This is a genomic window from Pseudemcibacter sp., from assembly GCF_965661635.1.
Classification (GTDB): domain Bacteria; phylum Pseudomonadota; class Alphaproteobacteria; order Sphingomonadales; family Emcibacteraceae; genus Pseudemcibacter.
In genome coordinates, this window is record NZ_CBFIEP010000080.1 from 13,282 (window position 1) to 30,498 (window position 17,217).

Annotated in this window: 19 protein-coding genes and 1 pseudogene; 7 read left to right on the top strand and 13 right to left on the bottom strand. The window is 40.7% G+C overall.

Going from position 1 to position 17,217, the window contains the following annotated elements:
* The first annotated feature begins 110 nt into the window (after nucleotides 1–110).
* Both uvrA and trmFO read left to right on the top strand, forming a co-directional pair.
* Complete coding sequence (gene uvrA / locus ACTF6W_RS05770) at nucleotides 111–2,951, top strand: excinuclease ABC subunit UvrA (protein ID WP_438993594.1); 2,841 nt, start codon at nucleotides 111–113, stop codon at nucleotides 2,949–2,951.
* 228 nt (nucleotides 2,952–3,179) lie between these two features.
* Complete coding sequence (trmFO, locus tag ACTF6W_RS05775) at nucleotides 3,180–4,553, top strand: methylenetetrahydrofolate--tRNA-(uracil(54)-C(5))-methyltransferase (FADH(2)-oxidizing) TrmFO (RefSeq protein ID WP_438993595.1); 1,374 nt, start codon at nucleotides 3,180–3,182, stop codon at nucleotides 4,551–4,553.
* On the opposite strand, the gene ACTF6W_RS05780 is transcribed toward trmFO, so the two are convergent.
* Entirely contained in the window at nucleotides 4,536–5,378 is an 843-nt protein-coding gene (locus ACTF6W_RS05780; RefSeq protein ID WP_438993596.1) for a phytoene/squalene synthase family protein, read from the bottom strand. The genes trmFO and ACTF6W_RS05780 overlap by 18 nt on opposite strands.
* 152 nt (nucleotides 5,379–5,530) lie before the next feature.
* On the opposite strand from ACTF6W_RS05780, the gene ACTF6W_RS05785 reads away from it, so the two are divergent.
* From ACTF6W_RS05785 to ACTF6W_RS05800, 4 genes are all read left to right on the top strand, one after another.
* Entirely contained in the window at nucleotides 5,531–5,677 is a 147-nt protein-coding gene (locus ACTF6W_RS05785; protein ID WP_438993597.1) for a hypothetical protein, read from the top strand.
* 14 nt (nucleotides 5,678–5,691) lie between these two features.
* Nucleotides 5,692–6,168: a urate hydroxylase PuuD gene (locus ACTF6W_RS05790; RefSeq protein WP_438993598.1), complete on the top strand. Its 477-nt coding sequence runs from the start codon at nucleotides 5,692–5,694 to the stop codon at nucleotides 6,166–6,168.
* A gap of 136 nt (nucleotides 6,169–6,304) precedes the next feature.
* A complete protein-coding gene (locus ACTF6W_RS05795; RefSeq protein ID WP_438993599.1) occupies nucleotides 6,305–6,676 on the top strand; it encodes a cyclase family protein in 372 nt (123 codons plus the stop codon).
* Between the two features lie 225 nt (nucleotides 6,677–6,901).
* Nucleotides 6,902–7,201: a hypothetical protein gene (locus ACTF6W_RS05800; protein WP_438993600.1), complete on the top strand. Its 300-nt coding sequence runs from the start codon at nucleotides 6,902–6,904 to the stop codon at nucleotides 7,199–7,201.
* Between the two features lie 13 nt (nucleotides 7,202–7,214).
* Here the strand turns inward: ACTF6W_RS05800 and ACTF6W_RS05805 are convergent, their stop codons facing one another.
* Genes ACTF6W_RS05805 through yajC form a run of 5 tightly spaced genes read right to left on the bottom strand, consistent with a single transcriptional unit; the run spans nucleotide 7,215 to nucleotide 11,342 of the window.
* Entirely contained in the window at nucleotides 7,215–8,006 is a 792-nt protein-coding gene (locus ACTF6W_RS05805) for a transporter substrate-binding domain-containing protein (RefSeq protein ID WP_438993601.1), read from the bottom strand.
* An 8-nt stretch (nucleotides 8,007–8,014) separates the two neighbouring features.
* Entirely contained in the window at nucleotides 8,015–8,392 is a 378-nt protein-coding gene (locus ACTF6W_RS05810; protein WP_438993602.1) for an Mth938-like domain-containing protein, read from the bottom strand.
* On the bottom strand, nucleotides 8,392–9,339 hold the full coding sequence (gene secF / locus ACTF6W_RS05815) for a protein translocase subunit SecF (RefSeq protein WP_438993603.1): 948 nt from the start codon (nucleotides 9,337–9,339) through the stop codon (nucleotides 8,392–8,394). The genes ACTF6W_RS05810 and secF overlap by 1 nt, the downstream gene beginning before the upstream one ends.
* A 16-nt stretch (nucleotides 9,340–9,355) precedes the next feature.
* Entirely contained in the window at nucleotides 9,356–10,975 is a 1,620-nt protein-coding gene (gene secD, locus ACTF6W_RS05820) for a protein translocase subunit SecD (RefSeq protein ID WP_438993604.1), read from the bottom strand.
* 34 nt (nucleotides 10,976–11,009) lie between these two features.
* Nucleotides 11,010–11,342 carry a preprotein translocase subunit YajC gene (gene yajC, locus ACTF6W_RS05825; protein ID WP_438993605.1) on the bottom strand — a complete coding sequence of 111 codons (333 nt, stop codon included), beginning with the start codon at nucleotides 11,340–11,342 and terminating at the stop codon, nucleotides 11,010–11,012.
* Between the two features lie 123 nt (nucleotides 11,343–11,465).
* Between yajC and ACTF6W_RS05830 the strand changes: the two genes are divergently transcribed.
* Nucleotides 11,466–12,302, top strand: coding sequence for an ATP-binding protein (locus ACTF6W_RS05830; RefSeq protein WP_438993606.1), 837 nt, complete (start codon nucleotides 11,466–11,468; stop codon nucleotides 12,300–12,302).
* 18 nt (nucleotides 12,303–12,320) lie between these two features.
* Here ACTF6W_RS05830 and ACTF6W_RS05835 read toward each other — a convergent pair whose 3' ends face one another.
* From ACTF6W_RS05835 to ACTF6W_RS05865, 7 genes and pseudogenes are all read right to left on the bottom strand, one after another.
* Complete coding sequence (locus ACTF6W_RS05835; protein WP_438993607.1) at nucleotides 12,321–12,482, bottom strand: hypothetical protein; 162 nt, start codon at nucleotides 12,480–12,482, stop codon at nucleotides 12,321–12,323.
* Between the two features lie 193 nt (nucleotides 12,483–12,675).
* Nucleotides 12,676–14,328 (bottom strand): chaperonin GroEL, encoded by a 1,653-nt coding sequence (gene groL, locus ACTF6W_RS05840; RefSeq protein ID WP_438993608.1) that lies wholly within the window; start codon nucleotides 14,326–14,328, stop codon nucleotides 12,676–12,678.
* Between the two features lie 26 nt (nucleotides 14,329–14,354).
* On the bottom strand, nucleotides 14,355–14,642 hold the full coding sequence (locus ACTF6W_RS05845; protein WP_438993609.1) for a co-chaperone GroES: 288 nt from the start codon (nucleotides 14,640–14,642) through the stop codon (nucleotides 14,355–14,357).
* Between the two features lie 152 nt (nucleotides 14,643–14,794).
* Nucleotides 14,795–16,225, bottom strand: coding sequence for a Na+/H+ antiporter NhaC family protein (locus ACTF6W_RS05850; protein WP_438993610.1), 1,431 nt, complete (start codon nucleotides 16,223–16,225; stop codon nucleotides 14,795–14,797).
* A 97-nt stretch (nucleotides 16,226–16,322) separates the two neighbouring features.
* On the bottom strand, nucleotides 16,323–16,652 hold the full coding sequence (locus ACTF6W_RS05855; protein ID WP_438993611.1) for a DUF1491 family protein: 330 nt from the start codon (nucleotides 16,650–16,652) through the stop codon (nucleotides 16,323–16,325).
* On the bottom strand, nucleotides 16,642–16,959 hold the full coding sequence (locus ACTF6W_RS05860) for a hypothetical protein (RefSeq protein ID WP_438993612.1): 318 nt from the start codon (nucleotides 16,957–16,959) through the stop codon (nucleotides 16,642–16,644). The genes ACTF6W_RS05855 and ACTF6W_RS05860 overlap by 11 nt, the downstream gene beginning before the upstream one ends.
* Nucleotides 16,960–16,992: 33 nt before the next feature.
* Nucleotides 16,993–17,217, bottom strand: a pseudogene (locus ACTF6W_RS05865) (hypothetical protein); the annotation flags it as partial.

Sequence of the window (17,217 nt, forward strand, 5' to 3'; positions counted from 1 at the left end):
GTTCACAATAGCCATGAAACATCATGAATGCAACTGAGAACAAAATAAGAACTTTACATATTCCTAGAATCCCTTAAATTGCTAGTGAAAATAAAAACCGGGTATTATAAATGCTAACTAAAATTTCCGTTCGTGGGGCAAGAGAACACAACCTAAAATCCGTGGATGTTGATATCCCGCGTGATAAACTTGTTGTCATCACTGGCCTTAGTGGCTCAGGTAAATCGTCGCTTGCTTTTGATACAATATATGCCGAAGGGCAACGCCGATATGTGGAAAGTTTATCCGCTTATGCCCGTCAGTTCCTTGAAATGATGCAAAAGCCCGATGCCGATCATATTGAGGGGCTCTCCCCCGCTATATCAATAGAACAAAAAACGACGTCACGTAACCCGCGCTCAACGGTGGGAACCGTTACAGAAATATATGATTATATGCGTCTTTTATATGCGCGCATTGGCGTGCCATATTCCCCGGCAACAGGAAAACCCATTACCAGCCAAACCGTTAGCCAAATGGTCGATAAAATTATGGAACTTGAAGAAGGATCAAGGCTTTATTTACTTGCGCCAATTGTCCGCGGCCGTAAAGGCGAATACCGCAAGGAGTTCATGGAACTTTTAAAAGCTGGTTTTCAACGGGTTAAGGTTGATGGCGAATTTTATGAAATCGAAGATGTTCCCGATTTAAAAAAGAAAATCAAACATGATATCGAAGTGGTGGTTGATCGTCTTGTTGTAAGACCCGATCTTGAAACCCGCCTCGCTGATAGTATGGAAACGGCACTTAATTTATCCGATGGACTTGCGGTTGTGGAAATTGCAGATGATACCGGTGAGAGAATTTTATTTTCTGCCAAATTCGCCTGTCCCGTATCTGGTTTCACCATCGAAGAAATTGAGCCACGCCTTTTTTCTTTTAATAATCCGTTTGGTGCTTGTCCAACATGTGACGGTCTTGGTGAAAAATTATATTTTGATCCTGAACTTGTGGTGCCGGATACATCATTATCATTAAATGAAGGGGCGCTTGCTCCGTGGGGTAAATCCAATTCACCCTATTACGCGCAAACCCTAGAAAGTATTGCAAAGCATTATAAGTTTAAAACCAATACACCGTGGAAAAAATTATCTGAAAAAATAAAAGAAGTCCTGCTAAATGGTAGCGGTTCTGAAGAAATTGAAATTACATATAACAGCGATAACATCAAAAGTTATGTGGTCAATAAATCATTCGAAGGGGTAATAGGCAACATCAAAAGACGTTGGCGCGAAACAGACAGCAATATGATGCGCGAGGAACTTGAGAAATTCCAAAGCTCGACAACATGTGATGCCTGTGACGGTCACCGTTTAAAACAAGAAGCCCTCGCCGTAAAAATTGACGGAAAACACATCAGCGAAATTACGGAATTATCCGTACGTCGGTCCCTTGAATGGTTTACGGAACTTTCCGGAAAACTATCCGATAAAGATAATGAAATCGCATCCCGTGTTTTAAAAGAAATTAATGAACGCCTTGGTTTTTTGAATAATGTTGGTCTTGAATATCTAAATCTTTCACGCACGTCTGGCACATTATCCGGTGGTGAAAGTCAGCGTATTCGACTTGCCAGTCAAATTGGATCGGGTCTTACGGGTGTTTTATATGTTTTGGATGAACCCTCTATCGGGCTTCATCAACGGGATAACAGCCGTCTGCTTAAAACATTGTCGAACTTACGTGACATGGGCAATAGTGTCCTTGTTGTTGAACATGACGAAGAAGCGATCCTAACCGCGGATCATGTCATTGATATGGGACCCGGTGCGGGCGTTCATGGCGGTGAAATTGTGGCGCAAGGCACACCGAAGAAAATCATGAGCAACAAAAAAAGTCTTACGGGACAATATTTAAGCGGCATAAGGTCCATTGAAATTCCAAGTGAACGACGCAAAGGTCATTTCGCAGGTAAAAAGCGAAAAGAAATCGTTGTTAAAGGGGCAACCGGTAATAATTTAAAAAATGTAACCGCAAAATTCCCACTCGGCGTGATGACTTGTATCACTGGCGTATCCGGAAGTGGCAAATCAACACTTACTATTGATACATTATATAAAGCCGTAGCCCGCAAAATTAACAGAAGCCGCGTGATCCCCGGCAAACATGAAGATATCACTGGGCTTGAGTTTATTGATAAAATTGTTGAAATTGATCAATCCCCGATTGGGAGAACACCACGTTCAAACCCGGCCACTTATACGGGCGCATTTACCCCAATCCGTGATTGGTTCGCGGGCCTACCAGAAGCAAAATCACGCGGTTATAAACCGGGACGTTTTTCATTTAACGTTAAAGGCGGCCGCTGCGAAGCGTGTCATGGGGACGGAGTCATTAAAATTGAAATGCATTTCTTGCCCGACGTTTATGTTAAATGTGATGTTTGTGACGGTAAACGCTATAACCGCGAAACTTTGGAAATTAAATTCAAAGGCAAAAGCATTTCCGACATTCTTGACATGACCGTCGAAGATGGCATGGACTTTTTCGCCGCCATCCCGGGCGTGCGTGATAAAGTTGCCATGATGCAAAAAGTGGGACTTGATTATATTAAAATCGGTCAAGCGGCCACCACTCTATCTGGCGGTGAAGCACAGCGGGTGAAATTATCAAAAGAATTATCAAAAAGGTCTACTGGTAGAACATTATATATTCTTGATGAACCGACAACGGGTTTACATTTTGAAGATATCAAAAAATTACTCGAAGTTATTCAAGCGCTGGTCGATAAAGGGAACACCGTAATCATTATTGAACACAATCTTGACGTCATAAAAACTGCAGATTGGATTCTCGATATTGGCCCCGAAGGGGGAAGTGGAGGCGGAAAAATCATCGCAGAAGGCACTCCAGAGGACGTTTCTAAGGTAAAAAACAGCTTTACTGGTCAATATTTAGCAAAATTATTGTAAAATTTTCATTTTTGTTAACCTTTTGTTAACCTTTTGTTAACCATATCTGTATAATGTTGATTGTATTACAGATGCCCAAAAACTGTAATACCATAATACTCAACTTACTCCATTTGGAACATCTGCTCTTGCCCAAGAGCGGATGTTTCATTTTTTTAGAGACCTTTTTTTCTTTTCATTTTGCCATAAATAATGTTATCAGCGGCCCATAATTATATGGACTTGAATATGACAATAAAACCCATTCATATCATTGGCGGCGGCATGGCCGGCACGGAAGCCGCGTGGCAATTATTAAAGTATGACATCCCAGTCATTCTTCATGAAATGCGTGGTGTTAAAGGAACCAATGCCCATAGCACCGATGGCCTTGCTGAAATGGTATGCTCAAATAGTTTCCGGTCTGACGATATGGAAAATAATGCAGTTGGGTTATTACACGAAGAAATGCGCCGCATGGGATCCATCATGATGGAAGCCGCAGAACAAACAAAAGTCCCCGCAGGAAGCGCACTTGCCGTAGATCGTGATTTATTCAGCGAGTATATTCAAGATAAATTACTGGCACATCCACTATTCACATTAGAGCGCGGCGAAGTGGATACAATTCCACCTTCAGCGTGGGGTAATGTTATTATTGCTACAGGTCCCCTCACCTCTGATGCGCTTGCAAAAGCGGTACTGGAAATTACAGGCGTCGATGAACTTCAGTTTTTTGATGCGATTGCACCAATCATATATAAAGAGAGCATTGATTTTTCCAAGGCATGGTTTCAAAGCCGATATGATAAAGGTGATGGCGCGGATTACATCAATCTGCCTATGACAGAAGAGCAATATTATACTTTTATTGATGAAATTACTGATGCAGAGAAATCCGATTATAAAGACTGGGAACAAGACATTCCCTTTTTTGAAGGATGTATGCCTATTGAAGTAATGGCGGAACGCGGTAAAGAGACCCTTGCTTTTGGTCCGATGAAACCCGTCGGGCTGACCAATCCACATAGTGATGAAAAGCCATATGCTGTTGTACAACTCAGGCAGGATAACAAACTCGGTACTCTTTATAATATGGTCGGCTTTCAAACCAAGATGAAATACAAATTTCAAAAAGAAATATTCAAAAAAATTCCAGGACTTGAAAATGCCGAATTTGCGCGACTCGGTGGGCTTCACCGTAATACTTTCATCAATAGTCCCAAACTGCTTGATGATCAACTTCGTTTGAAATCAAGGCCGCGTCTGAGATTTGCCGGACAAATCACTGGCGTTGAAGGATATGTGGAAAGTGGCGCCATGGGCATAATGGCCGGGCGATTCCTTGCCGCTGAAACATTAGGACAAGAAATAACATCTCCGCCAATTGTGACCGGTTTTGGCGCACTTATCAATCACATCACCGGCGGCCACATCGAAGGGGTAGGACAAGCGAAAACATTCCAACCGATGAATGTAAACTTTGGCATTATGCCGCCGCTTGAAGAAAAAAAACATGTCGTTGATGGGAAACGCGTTAAAATAAAAAGAAAATTCAGAAAACCAATTAAAGCAAAACGCGCCCTTGATGCATTAGCCCAATGGTTAGAGCAATCCAAATAAAGCACTAAAGAATAAACGGCATTGTCGCGGAAACATGGTTGCGCGTTCATTAATTTCAAATGGGTTATAGTCTGCTTTTTTAATGCTATTCAGATAACTTCTGCTAAGAGCACTCAATAGGAATAAAGATTTCATTTCCTTGGATAGCTTCTTCTTATCCGTAGCAATATGATCAAGATATTGATGCGCCGATATGCACAATGCCTTAATCAAATTTTGCATATTTTCATTACCTTCCATAGCAAAAATATCTTTTTTCTTCACATCAAACTCATCCATCAAATCCTGCGGAAGCGAAAGTTTCTTAAGAGAAATATGATACCGGATGGCCCTTAGTGTGCCGATCAATCCCCATACTTGACCAAGTTCATATGCCATGGACAGAACCTCTTCATCCTCTTCACCGATAATTTGGGCTGCGATGCGGGTTAAATTGCCGGATGTTTCGCCAAGATAGGTTTCAAATTCATCAAGTATCTTTGGATTTTCATCATAAATATCTGCTGCACGGGCATCGATAATTTTAATAAAATCTTCTTTGGCTATATTGGTTCTTTGTACCGCAGTATGTAAAGGCAATACCACTTCATGATTTCTTGGTTGATCCGCATAAATACCGTCGATGGCTTCCCGCCACCACTGAAGCCTAATTTCACCAAGCATCGGTTCTGATACCGCTTCACGAATCTTTGCAACTTCATGATTAAAGGCATAAAGAGCAAATAAATCTTCTCTCCTCGTTGCAGGCGCAAAAAGCGTCACCAAAAAACGATCATAATCATGCGCTTTTACTTGCTTTGCCGTATATGTTTCTAAGACTGTCATATCCCTTAAATGACTGAAAAATATAAAAGTTACAAGAGACTTTTTGACCTATGGTTAAATTACTGTTAATTTATTATCGTTCTAAAAACGGAAGCAGACTAATTCTGAAAAACGGGATTAATAAAACTAATAATTAAATGAAGGGTAGTTAAATGGCTAAAATTTTAGAAGATTTAAAACTTACCGTTATCGCAGGCATCGTCCTGACGGTCGTAATGGTATTCGCAACAGAAGCAATCTATGATTCTCAGATGAGTGCCCCTGAAAAGGCCGTATCTGACATGATGAACAATATGTAAGGAAGGATAAGATTATGGAAGCAGAACTATTTTTAATTCGTTACTTACACGTCCTAAGCGGTATCATGTGGATCGGTATCCTTTGGTACTTTAACTTTGTACAAATCCCAAGCATGCCTAAAATTCCGGATGAGCAAAAACCGGCTATTGGTAAGGTCATTGCACCAGAAGCACTATTCTGGTTCCGTTGGGGCGCATTTTTCACTGTGTTCTTCGGTCTCGCACTCGCATGGAGAATGGGTTACCTAATGGATGCCCTGACTTTACAACAACCAAACATTGGTTTCGGTATGTGGCTCGGTCTTATTATGGCATTTAATGTGTGGTTCGTTATTTGGCCGGCACAAAAAATTGCCCTTGGCATCGTAGAAGCAGACGCAGCGTTAAAACCAGCAATGGCAAGAAGAGCAATGTTGTTCTCAAGAACAAACACAATGCTTTCTATCCCAATGCTAGCAAGCATGATTTCGGCTCAAAACCCTATTATGTAAGCTGATAAAATATAGAATTTTTAAAAGCCGGACTTTATGTCCGGCTTTTTTATTGCCAAAACTATATTGCCCTGAGGGCAATGGTTTTATTGATCCGAGGTTTTTCTTCTCATACCCTATTTCCCATAGACAACATATGAAAGGGAAATATGATGAACGAGAAATTGAAACTAGATCGCAGAAATTTATTAAAGGCAACGGCTGCAACCGCCATTGGGGAACTGATACTTATTTTGACGATTTTCCATATGTAAACGAAGAAGCGGCCCTTTACCTTCGTGACCAAGGCGCCAATTTCGTTGGTATCGACAGTTACAACATTGATGACACCAAGGGAAAAGCAAGACCATGCCATAGCATTTTGCTTCATGAAGACATTCCCATTTGTGAACATATGACCGGACTGGCCGAATTGCCAGACGATAATTTTAAATTTTTCGCTGTTCCAGTAAAAGTGAAAGGAATGGGTACCTTCCCCGTTCGTGCCTTTGGCATCATTGATAAATAAATCTAAATTGAAAAAAGATAGCCAGTCATATACTGGCTTTCAATCAATTTATAAACGATTGACATTATGACAAAGATATCATAATTATTCACCCATGATAAAAAATACCTCAATACGAAAACGAATGTGTCGAATTACCACCCCGATCCTTTAAGGGTCGGACCATTATTGCCTATTGGCAAAATTAATTTGATATATTTATTTCGTAAAAGAGGAGCGCATAAGATGGACGCGCAATTTGAGTTATCACCATCCAGTATACAATATTTTATAACAGCCGACGTTGACCCCGGCGTCATTTCCCGTGTCACTGAACTTTTTGCTTTAAGAAGCATCGTGCCTGATTACCTAAAAGTTTCCAGATACAAGAAAACCGGCGCAATACCAGAATCCTTAAGCATCGATATACGTGTTTCAGGTTTAGATGTTCACACACAGGATGTAATATTACAGAAGCTAAACAGTATCGTTTGTGTACAATGCGTAAGGAAAGAAGCAATCTTTAAATCGGTCAGAGCGGCATAGATCGACTTAGCAATTATTTCTTAAGCCTTACATAATTTTCAATATGCTGACCCTGAAGCAATTGAACGGCGCCATTTTCGAGACGGGATTTAATCCACTTATCGATATAAGATTTAAATACCAAATCCTTTTTAAACATATATCCTTTTTTTGTTTGATTAAATGGCGTGTCAGGATTCACCGCTACTAGTTCAGGATGAACTTCTTGCTGCACTATGGTTTCAATGGCATCGGTTACCATCACATCCGCGTCACCATCGACAATCTTTTGAAAGATCGTGATATTATCTTCGTTTAAAATCAACGTCGCATTTGGAAAGTTTTGACGGGCAAACTGTTCATTGGTGCCACCTGGGTTAAAAATCACTCGAACATGTGGCTGATTAATGGCTGAGATTGTTTTAAATTGATCCGCTTGCTCATCTATTGCGATCGCCGCTTTTCCGTCCGTCATAAGCGGAATACTGAACATCGCCATTTCTTCGCGGGCAGCATTTATTGAAATACCGCTCATGCCCACATCAAATTTACCAGTCAGCAAATCATCCATTAAGGTTGACCAAGTGGTCTTTACAAATTCAACACGCACATTCATTGATTTAGCTAAATCATTGGCTAAATCGATATCAAGGCCATAAAAAACACCGTCATTTTGCTTATTGACATATGAAAACGGGCCATAATCTCCCGTAGTGCCAATGCGGATAACACCCGCGTCTTTTATATCGTCGATTAACGATTGTTCGGCACTAACCGAACAAAAAGTAAATAGAAATAAAATGACTGCTCGAATGAATATTTTCATTTGTCCTGCTAAATGGCGATTAATGCCGCAGCCACCAAACGCCCTTCCTGAAGAAGCACATTATATGTTCTTGCGGCGGCACCCGTGTCCATGGCTTCGATGGCTATTTTCTTTTCTTCAAAGGCGGCGCGAATATTTTTGGGAAGAAAGGCCATATTGGGGCCCAAACCAATCACAATAATTTCAACACCACTAGCATTTAAAATAGGTTCAAGATTTTCAATTGAAATTTCAGACTTTTCACTAACCGCCCATGGATAAAAACCATCCGGTGTTATCATCATTGACCCTTCAAAGCGGCTATCGCCCATGCGAAACCCACCGTCACCGTATCCTGCGACAAAGGCTTCTTCACTTGAATTAATTTCTGTAAATTCCATCGTCATTAGCGGAATTGTTCCGGTATAACTTCTTTTCCGTCTTTGGTGACTTCCTCTTCTTCACGGCGCAGCTCAAACCATAGCAGTACAGGCGATGCAATAAAGATCGAAGAATAAGTACCAACAAAAATACCCCAAATCATTGCGGCCGTAAAACCTCTAATAGCTTCACCACCTAAGAAATAAAGAGAAGCCAATGCAATTAAGGTAGTTACAGAGGTCATCACTGTACGTGCCAGTGTTTCATTAAGGCTTAAGTTAATTAGGTCCGGCATTTCTTTTTTGCGAAATTTAAAAAGATTTTCACGGATGCGGTCATATACCACAACCGTATCATTAAGCGAGTAACCTACGATGGTCAAAATCGCCGCGATAATTGACAGGTTAAATTCTAACTGTGTAAGAGCAAACATACCAATAGTCAGAATAATATCATGAACAAGCGCGATTACTGCACCCAAACCAAACTGCCATTCAAAGCGGATCCAAATATAAAAGAGCACTGCACCAATTGCTAATCCAACTGACATTATACCAGACTGAATAAGTTCACCTGATACAACACTTCCAACAGATTCGGTTCGTTGAAAAACTACGTTATCATCAACACCTGACTCCAAAGTAGATTGAACTAGGTCAACAACTTCATTAAGTGACAGTGAATCGTGTTCTTCAATACGGATCAGTATTTGATTTTCTGCACCAAAGGTTTGGATAGAAACATCACCAAGTCCTAAATCACCCGTCAACCCTCTAATATGTGACAAGTCCGCAGGGTTATCCATATGTGCTTCAATAAGAAAACCGCCTTTAAAATCGATACCGAAATTTAAACCTTTCGTAAAATATAATCCAAATGACGTAAAAATCATCAGTACAGATAAAACATACGCAATATTTTTGAAATTAACGAAAGGAATATTTGTGTCTTGTGGGACTAATTTTAGTAACATATCAATACCCCTCCCTTTAAAGCTTTAATTCTGCAGGCTTCGACTTACGCGCCCATGTAACAATGAATAATCGTGATAAGCTCACCGCTGTAAAGACGGATGTAAAAATACCAGCAGCTAACGTTACGGCAAACCCTTTAACAGGCCCCGATCCAAATTGGAATAAAATCAAAGCAGCAATAAGTGTGGTAATATTCGCATCCATAATTGTGCTAAAGGCACGACCATATCCAACGTCAATCGAGGCAAGTACCTTTTTACCACGACGTAGTTCTTCGCGAATACGCTCAAAAATTAGAACGTTAGCATCAACGGCCATTCCAATGGTTAAAACTATACCTGCAATACCAGGTAGTGTCAGAGTAGCACCAAACAATGATAATACTCCAAAAATCATAAAGATATTGATGATCAACGCAATATTGGCAATAATACCAAAAAACCCATAACTGAGAACAATATATAGCATCACAGCAGCCAAGCCGATAAGGGAAGCAATCTGTCCGGCAGCAATGCTATCTGCACCAAGACCTGGTCCAACAGTTCTTTCTTCAAGTAAGTTAAGCGGCGCAGGAAGCGCGCCGGCACGAAGCAGCATCGCCAAATCATTGGCTTCTTGCACCGTAAAGTTCCCTGTAATAATCGCAGAACCACCAAGGATTGCCGTGTTAATACGCGGCGCGCTGATCACTTCATTATCAAGAATAATAGCAAATGGCTTACCAACATTGGCGCGTGTCGCGTCGGCGAATTGCTTTCCACCTTTTGAATTAAAGCTAATACTAACCGCAGGACGGTTATTTTCGTCCATTGAATAACTTGCATTAACAAGGTCTTCACCAGAAACCATAATCTGGTCCATAATTGCAAATTGCTGAAGTGGTGTTTCACCGTCCGGCGCTTTTTCAATTGATGGATAAATGCTTGTTCTTGGCGGCACACGACCCCTAAGAATATCTTCCTGACTTACAGATACATTGGTCAAATGAAAATTCATTTGTGCCGTTTCGCTGAGTATCCGTTTAAAATAACTTGTATCATCCACACCGGGTAATTGTATAAGTATACGATCAACACCATTTTGTTGAATGGTCGGCTCTTTTGTCCCTGTCCCATCAATACGGCGGCGGATCACTTCAATTGATTGTTCAACAGATTGAACCTTCTTTTCCGTTACGGCCGCTTCAGAAAGGGTAATATTTATAATCGCCCCCGTCCCTTCGGCAACGATAATATCGTCTGAACTGGAGCCCGTCATCAAATCGATGCCCACTTGAATGGTTTGTTCCTCGATAATTTCAATTGCGCGCGGTCTGTCATCAGCATTGGTAAGTGTAAAGATCAGACGATCACCATTTACACGGTAACGATGGCGAATTTTTTCATCACTTAATTCATCACGAATTGTTTGCCCACGATCAAGTAGCATATTGGCAATCACGCCCGCCGTGTCCACTTCCATTAAAAAGTGGGCACCACCTTGAAGATCAAGTCCTAAAGTCACCTGACTACTCGGAAAAAAGTCAGGCAAACTTTCAATTTGTTCATCGGAAAGAAAGTTTGGCACAGCAAACATTACCCCAATAAGGGAGAAGAGCGCTATAGAAACAATTTTCCATCGTGGGAATTCAAGCATTTGAAGGTTCCGTTACTTACTGTTTAATTTCGATTTATTTTTTATCGTCATTTGCAGGTTGGGTTTTATCCATGACCTGACCAATGGTTGAACGAACGACTTTTACTTTTACATCGCTGGCAATTTCAACTTCGACATATTGGTCATCAACAACTTTGCTTACTTTTCCTACAATACCGCCTGATGTAACCACCTTATCACCGCGTTTCAACGCTTCTACCATCGATTTATGTTCTTTGGCACGCTTTTGTTGCGGACGAATAAGTAAGAAATAAAATACAACAAAAATAAGAACAAACGGTAATAACCCCATTAGGCCTCCATCTGCACCACCAACCCCCTGCGCATATGCATCAGAAATAAACATTTCGGTATCCTTTTTATAATTATTAAATTTACCTATTGGATATAAGCGCATGGCGCGTTAAAAACAAGGATAAAGGGGCAAATTAAAGCATATTCGCTTAGAATTTTAAAGAATGGAATACTCATGGCGGAAATAAATAACGAAACACTTAATAGAATCGCCGATGCCTTGGAGCGTATCGCGCCTTTAGACAGTGATAAACCATCTCTTGATGGTGCGGATGCCTTTATCTGGTATACGGACCCTGACCGTTTGATACCGATTAAAGACATCAGCCGTGTTGATCTTGAACTTCTTCAAGGGATCGATCATGTCCGTGATATTCTTTTGCAAAATACTGAACAATTCGCCAAAGGGTTTGCCGCAAATAATGCGCTTCTTTGGGGCGCGCGTGGCATGGGGAAAAGCTCTCTTGTCAAAGCCATCCATGGAAAGTTAAGCGAACTAGCGTTAGTTGAAATCCATCGGGAAGATATTCCCAGCCTTCCAAGATTACTTGAAGTCATAAGATCGAGCGAGCGAAGATGCATTCTCTTTTGTGATGATCTTTCATTTGATAATGATGATGGCACTTATAAATCATTAAAAGCCGTACTCGAAGGGGGCATTGAAGGTCGTCCTAAAAATGTAATCTTTTATGCAACCTCTAACCGTCGTCATCTTATGCCACGTGATATGATGGAAAATGAAAGAAGCACCGCCATTAACCCTTCCGAAGCCATTGAAGAGAAAGTATCCCTATCCGACAGGTTTGGCCTTTGGCTTGGTTTCCATAGCTGTAACCAGGAAGACTACTTAAAAATGATTGATGGCTATCTTGATCATTATAAAATCAATGCCGACCGTAATATGGTCCATGCCCAAGCCCTCACATGGTCAAGAACCAGAGGCGCAAGATCAGGCCGCGTGGCCTTTCAATATCTTCAGGATCTCGCAGGGAGAATGGGTGTTTCTCTATAATGATTTTACAAAAAATGCTTAAGCATCAACAAGATAAACGCTATCCTTAACATCATCTTGAACTAGAATTTTAAAATTCTTTTTCTTAAGCAGTTTTTTTGAAAAAGTCTTTTCCGCCAATGGCTTGTTCGCTTTTGGCAGATAATATTCTACACTATATATATCGGTACATTTTTTCATGTTTTTTCTCGAAAGCATGGGCTATCCATAATGGGAATCGCCTTATGTTTTTTATACCTAAAAATAATTACAATTTAATTAAACCCAAAATAAGGCAATGTTTTCCACAACCATTAAAAAAGGCCGGAGACAAGCTCCGACCTTTATATAGTACATTAAGATATAGATGTAAAGTGCTGTTCTATATGTGGGTTTAGAAACCGCCCATACCGCCCATGCCACCCATGCCGCCCATATCAGGCATCGCTGGAGCAGCTGCTGCGTCTGATGGTGCATCCGCAACCATTGCTTCAGTTGTAATCAACAATGCAGCAACAGATGATGCATCTTCAAGTGCAGTACGTACAACTTTAGTTGGATCAATAATACCCGCTTCTACAAGGTTTTTATATTCACCACCTTGAGCATCAAAACCAAAATTAATGTCGTCTTGCTCTTTCATTTTACCAGCAATAACGGCACCGTCATGGCCCGCATTTTCAGCGATCTGACGTGCAGGAGCTTCTAGTGCACGACGAACAATGTTGACACCAACCGTTTGTTCATCATTTTCACCTTCAACACCCTCAAGTACACGAGTAGCATAAAGAAGAGCAGATCCGCCACCAGGGACGATACCTTCTTCAACAGCAGCACGTGTTGCATGAAGTGCGTCATCAACGCGGTCTTTACGTTCTTTAACTTCAATCTCAGTAGCACCACCAACTTTAATAACGGCAACACCGCCAGAAAGTTTAGCAAGACGCTCTTGAAGCTTTTCTTTATCATAATCAGATGTTGTTGCATCTGCTTGTGTACGGATTTGTGCACAGCGTGATTCAATATCATCTTTTGAACCTGCACCGTCAACAACCACAGTATCTTCTTTCGTGATGTTAACCGATTTAGCAGTTCCAAGCATATCAAGTGTCACTGTCTCAAGCTTAATGCCAAGGTCTTCTGAGATCACTTGACCACCCGTTAGGATTGCGATGTCTTCAAGCATTGCTTTACGGCGATCACCAAACCCAGGTGCTTTAATTGCCGCAATTTTAAGACCACCGCGAAGCTTATTAACAACAAGTGCCGCTAGTGCTTCACCTTCAACATCTTCCGCAATAATAAGCAGCGGACGACCTGATTGTGCAGCCGCTTCAAGTAATGGAAGCATTGTTTGTAGGTTTGAAAGTTTTGCTTCATGAAGAAGAATATATGGATTTTCAAGCTCAACAGACATTTTGTCAGCATTCGTAATGAAATATGGTGAAAGGTAACCGCGATCAAACTGCATACCTTCAACGACGTCTAGCTCTGAATCCAGGCCCTTAGCTTCTTCAACAGTGATAACGCCTTCTTTACCGACTTTATCCATTGCATTTGCAATCATATCACCAATTTCAGTTTCACCATTAGCAGAGATCGACCCTACTTGTGCAACTTCTTCACTTGTTGAAATTGGCTTAGAGCGTGATTTAAGTTCGTCTGATACTTTTGATACCGCTAGTTTAATTCCGCGGCTAAGGTCCATTGGGTTCATTCCTGCAGCAACAGATTTGAAACCTTCACGAACAAGCGCCTGTGCAAGCACAGTTGCTGTTGTTGTTCCGTCACCAGCCACATCGTTTGTGCGGCTTGCCACTTCACGAACCATTTGTGCGCCCATGTTTTCATATACATCTTGTAATTCGATTTCTTTTGCAACAGAAACACCGTCTTTTGTGATACGTGGTGCACCGAATGATTTTTGTAGAAGCACATTACGGCCTTTAGGGCCAAGTGTTACTTTTACTGCGTTTGCTAGGATATCAACACCAGCAACGATACGTGATCGCGCGTCTGTTCCAAATTTTACTTCTTTTGCAGCCATTTTTAAATTCCTTTAAATTATTATTCTTATTCTACGATACCGAGAATGTCAGTTTCTTTCATAATCAATAGCTCTTCGCCATCAACCTTAATTTCAGTGCCGGACCATTTGCCAAATAGCACTTTGTCTCCAGCTTTAACATCAAGTGGTGTTACTTTACCGTCTGCGGCTTTATTACCAGTACCAGCTGCGATAATTTCACCTTCGCTTGGTTTTTCTTGCGCCGTATCAGGAATAATAATTCCCCCAGCAGTTTTCATTTCTTGTTCAACGCGACGTACTAGTACGCGATCATGTAAAGGACGAAATCCCATTTTGAAACCCTCTTTTTAGGTTGTTAAAGTTTAATTTGAATTTATGTGTTTTAGCACTCTAACAACAAGAGTGCTAAAAGTTGTACAGAACAGATAGTTCATTAAAAAAAAGAGTCAAGGGAATGAGGGTAAAAAAAAATATTTTTTTAAAATCAAATCACCAAATAAAGTGCAATTGTCCCTGCTCCAACCATTAAAGCATAGGGAAGCTGCGTTATAACATGGTCCATATGGTCACTGCCCGCACCAACAGATGCTAGCACCGAAGTATCAGAGACGGGAGATGAATGATCACCAAAAATACCACCACCCACAACTGCTGCCAGCGCCTTATAAACAATTGGATCATGGGCAACACCACCACTAAACCCATATGCAATGGGGAGTACAAAAGGGATCATAAGCGCAAATGCCCCCCAGGATGTGCCAGTGCAAAATGAAATAACGGCCGTAATAAAAAACGTCGATGCGACAAGAAGTGAGGGCGTCATAAAGCTTTCAGAGAAACTCATGATAAATTCTGCGGCCCCTAATCCTTTAGTCACCGTATTAATACAATAAGCAAGAGCCGTTATAATAATCGCGGACATAACACTTTTTGCACCTACAACCCCTATTTCAGTTAGATCACTAAAATCCTTCACATATTTTTTAATATATAAAGATGAACCAAGATAAATCACAGCCATGATAAAAGCTTCAAGGATCAGTAAACTACCAAAAATCAAATAGCTTACGATCACTGTTCCAAAAACGATAATTATTGGCAAACCGAAATCCCAAAAAAGATATGCTTTATCTTGTTGTTGTTCAAATATATCCCCACCTTCATCGCTCACCATCGGGATTGCACCGTCTCTAAGAACTTTTCCTTCTTCACGGGCGCGGGTTTCCGCTTTTCTCATAAACCCGTAATCAGGAATAATTTCTAGGGCGATAAGCATCGTGAAGAAAATCAATAACATCGGATAAATGTTATAAGGAATTGATGCCGCAAATAATGCAATCGCTTCGTTGGCACCATTGACCGGCCCGCCTTCTTTGGCAATAAGCCCTCCTAAATAAGCGCCCCATGACATAAAGGGCACGAGAACGCATACGGACGCCGTTGTGCTATCCAAAATAAACGCCAACTTTTCACGGGATACGCGCGCTTTATCAATTAATGGCCGCATAATTGGACCAGTCATCAATGGGCTAAAATAATCATCAACAATAAAGAAGCCCATCAACCAAGTTGTGAATTTTACTTTTTTGGGCGATGTTCCGGTTTTTGAAACTTTATTTGCAAAGGCAACAAGAACCCCTGCTCTTTTAAAGAGTTCAAAAAGAATGCCAATAAAAATAATGATGACACTGATACGTATAAATTCACCGTCTAAACTTGCCGCGATTAATTTCACCAATCCACCTGCAGGACCAAGTCCCCACATTGTCGCATCCGGGTTGTATCCCATCATCATCACGCCAATTAAACTGCCTGAAAATAATGAAAAGATAGCACTTCTTGTCCAAAACGCCGTGATAAGCGCAAATATCAATGGTACTAATGACCACACCCCAAAACTAATAGCAGTTTCCATATAAGTTTCCCTCAAACCTTTATTTATGGATGATATTAATCACTGGTATCATTTATGTACAGATTTCATTTAATTTTCTAAATATATTTCGCTTTAATTATTCTGGGGCATAACAGTCTTTTGGATCATCAATCTCCAGCACCCAAAGGTCTTCGTCAAATCCGATTTGCCGTTTGATATATTCATCTGCCTTCATTTCTTCCATAAAGTCATCACCAAGCGGTTGATGCCAAATAAGCTGATCATCCATATCTCGGGTTTGCGCAAATATCCGCGCCCCTTCCCCGTGCACATAGTGTTTGATTAATATTTGGCCGCGATCTTCATCACCTTTATGAACAATAACCGCAGATAAAAAAAGTTGCTCACATCTTTTAATTTCAGCAGACACCAAAAATCCCGTTTTTAAACGGGGCTCAAAGGTCATATTTATCAATCTCTTTTTTGATTTCGCGATTGACAGCACGACTGCCCATACCGACGGTACGGTTTCCTTTTTTTACTTTATTAAGGTTCGTGCTTATCTCTTCTTTACGTGCAGCGCTCATGGGTGCCATTTTTTCGATTTGTTCGATCAAATTATCTAAACTTTCTTTGACCTGATCAAACTTATTAACCGCATCATCGCTAGCAGACGATATTTTTGATAAATCCTTCGCCGTTTTATTAAGATCTTTTAAGATCCCATTTTTATCTTCGATCGCACTTGAAGTGCTAAGAACTTCTTTGCTCAAATTTTTAACCAACTCTTCAATACGTTTGTTGTTTTATTCTAACGTTGCCAATAATGATTTTGCTTCAATATCATAGCTGGCAAGTTTTACCGTTTCAGTTAACACATTTCTTGCATCATCTAACTTTTCTTGTAGGATCAGCACCTGTGCATATGTTTTTGCCACATCAACATTAAAATCAGGTAAATTATATGCATTAAATGCATATTGATATGCTTTTTCTAAATCCTCTTGTTGTAAATAAATTAGTGCCAGATT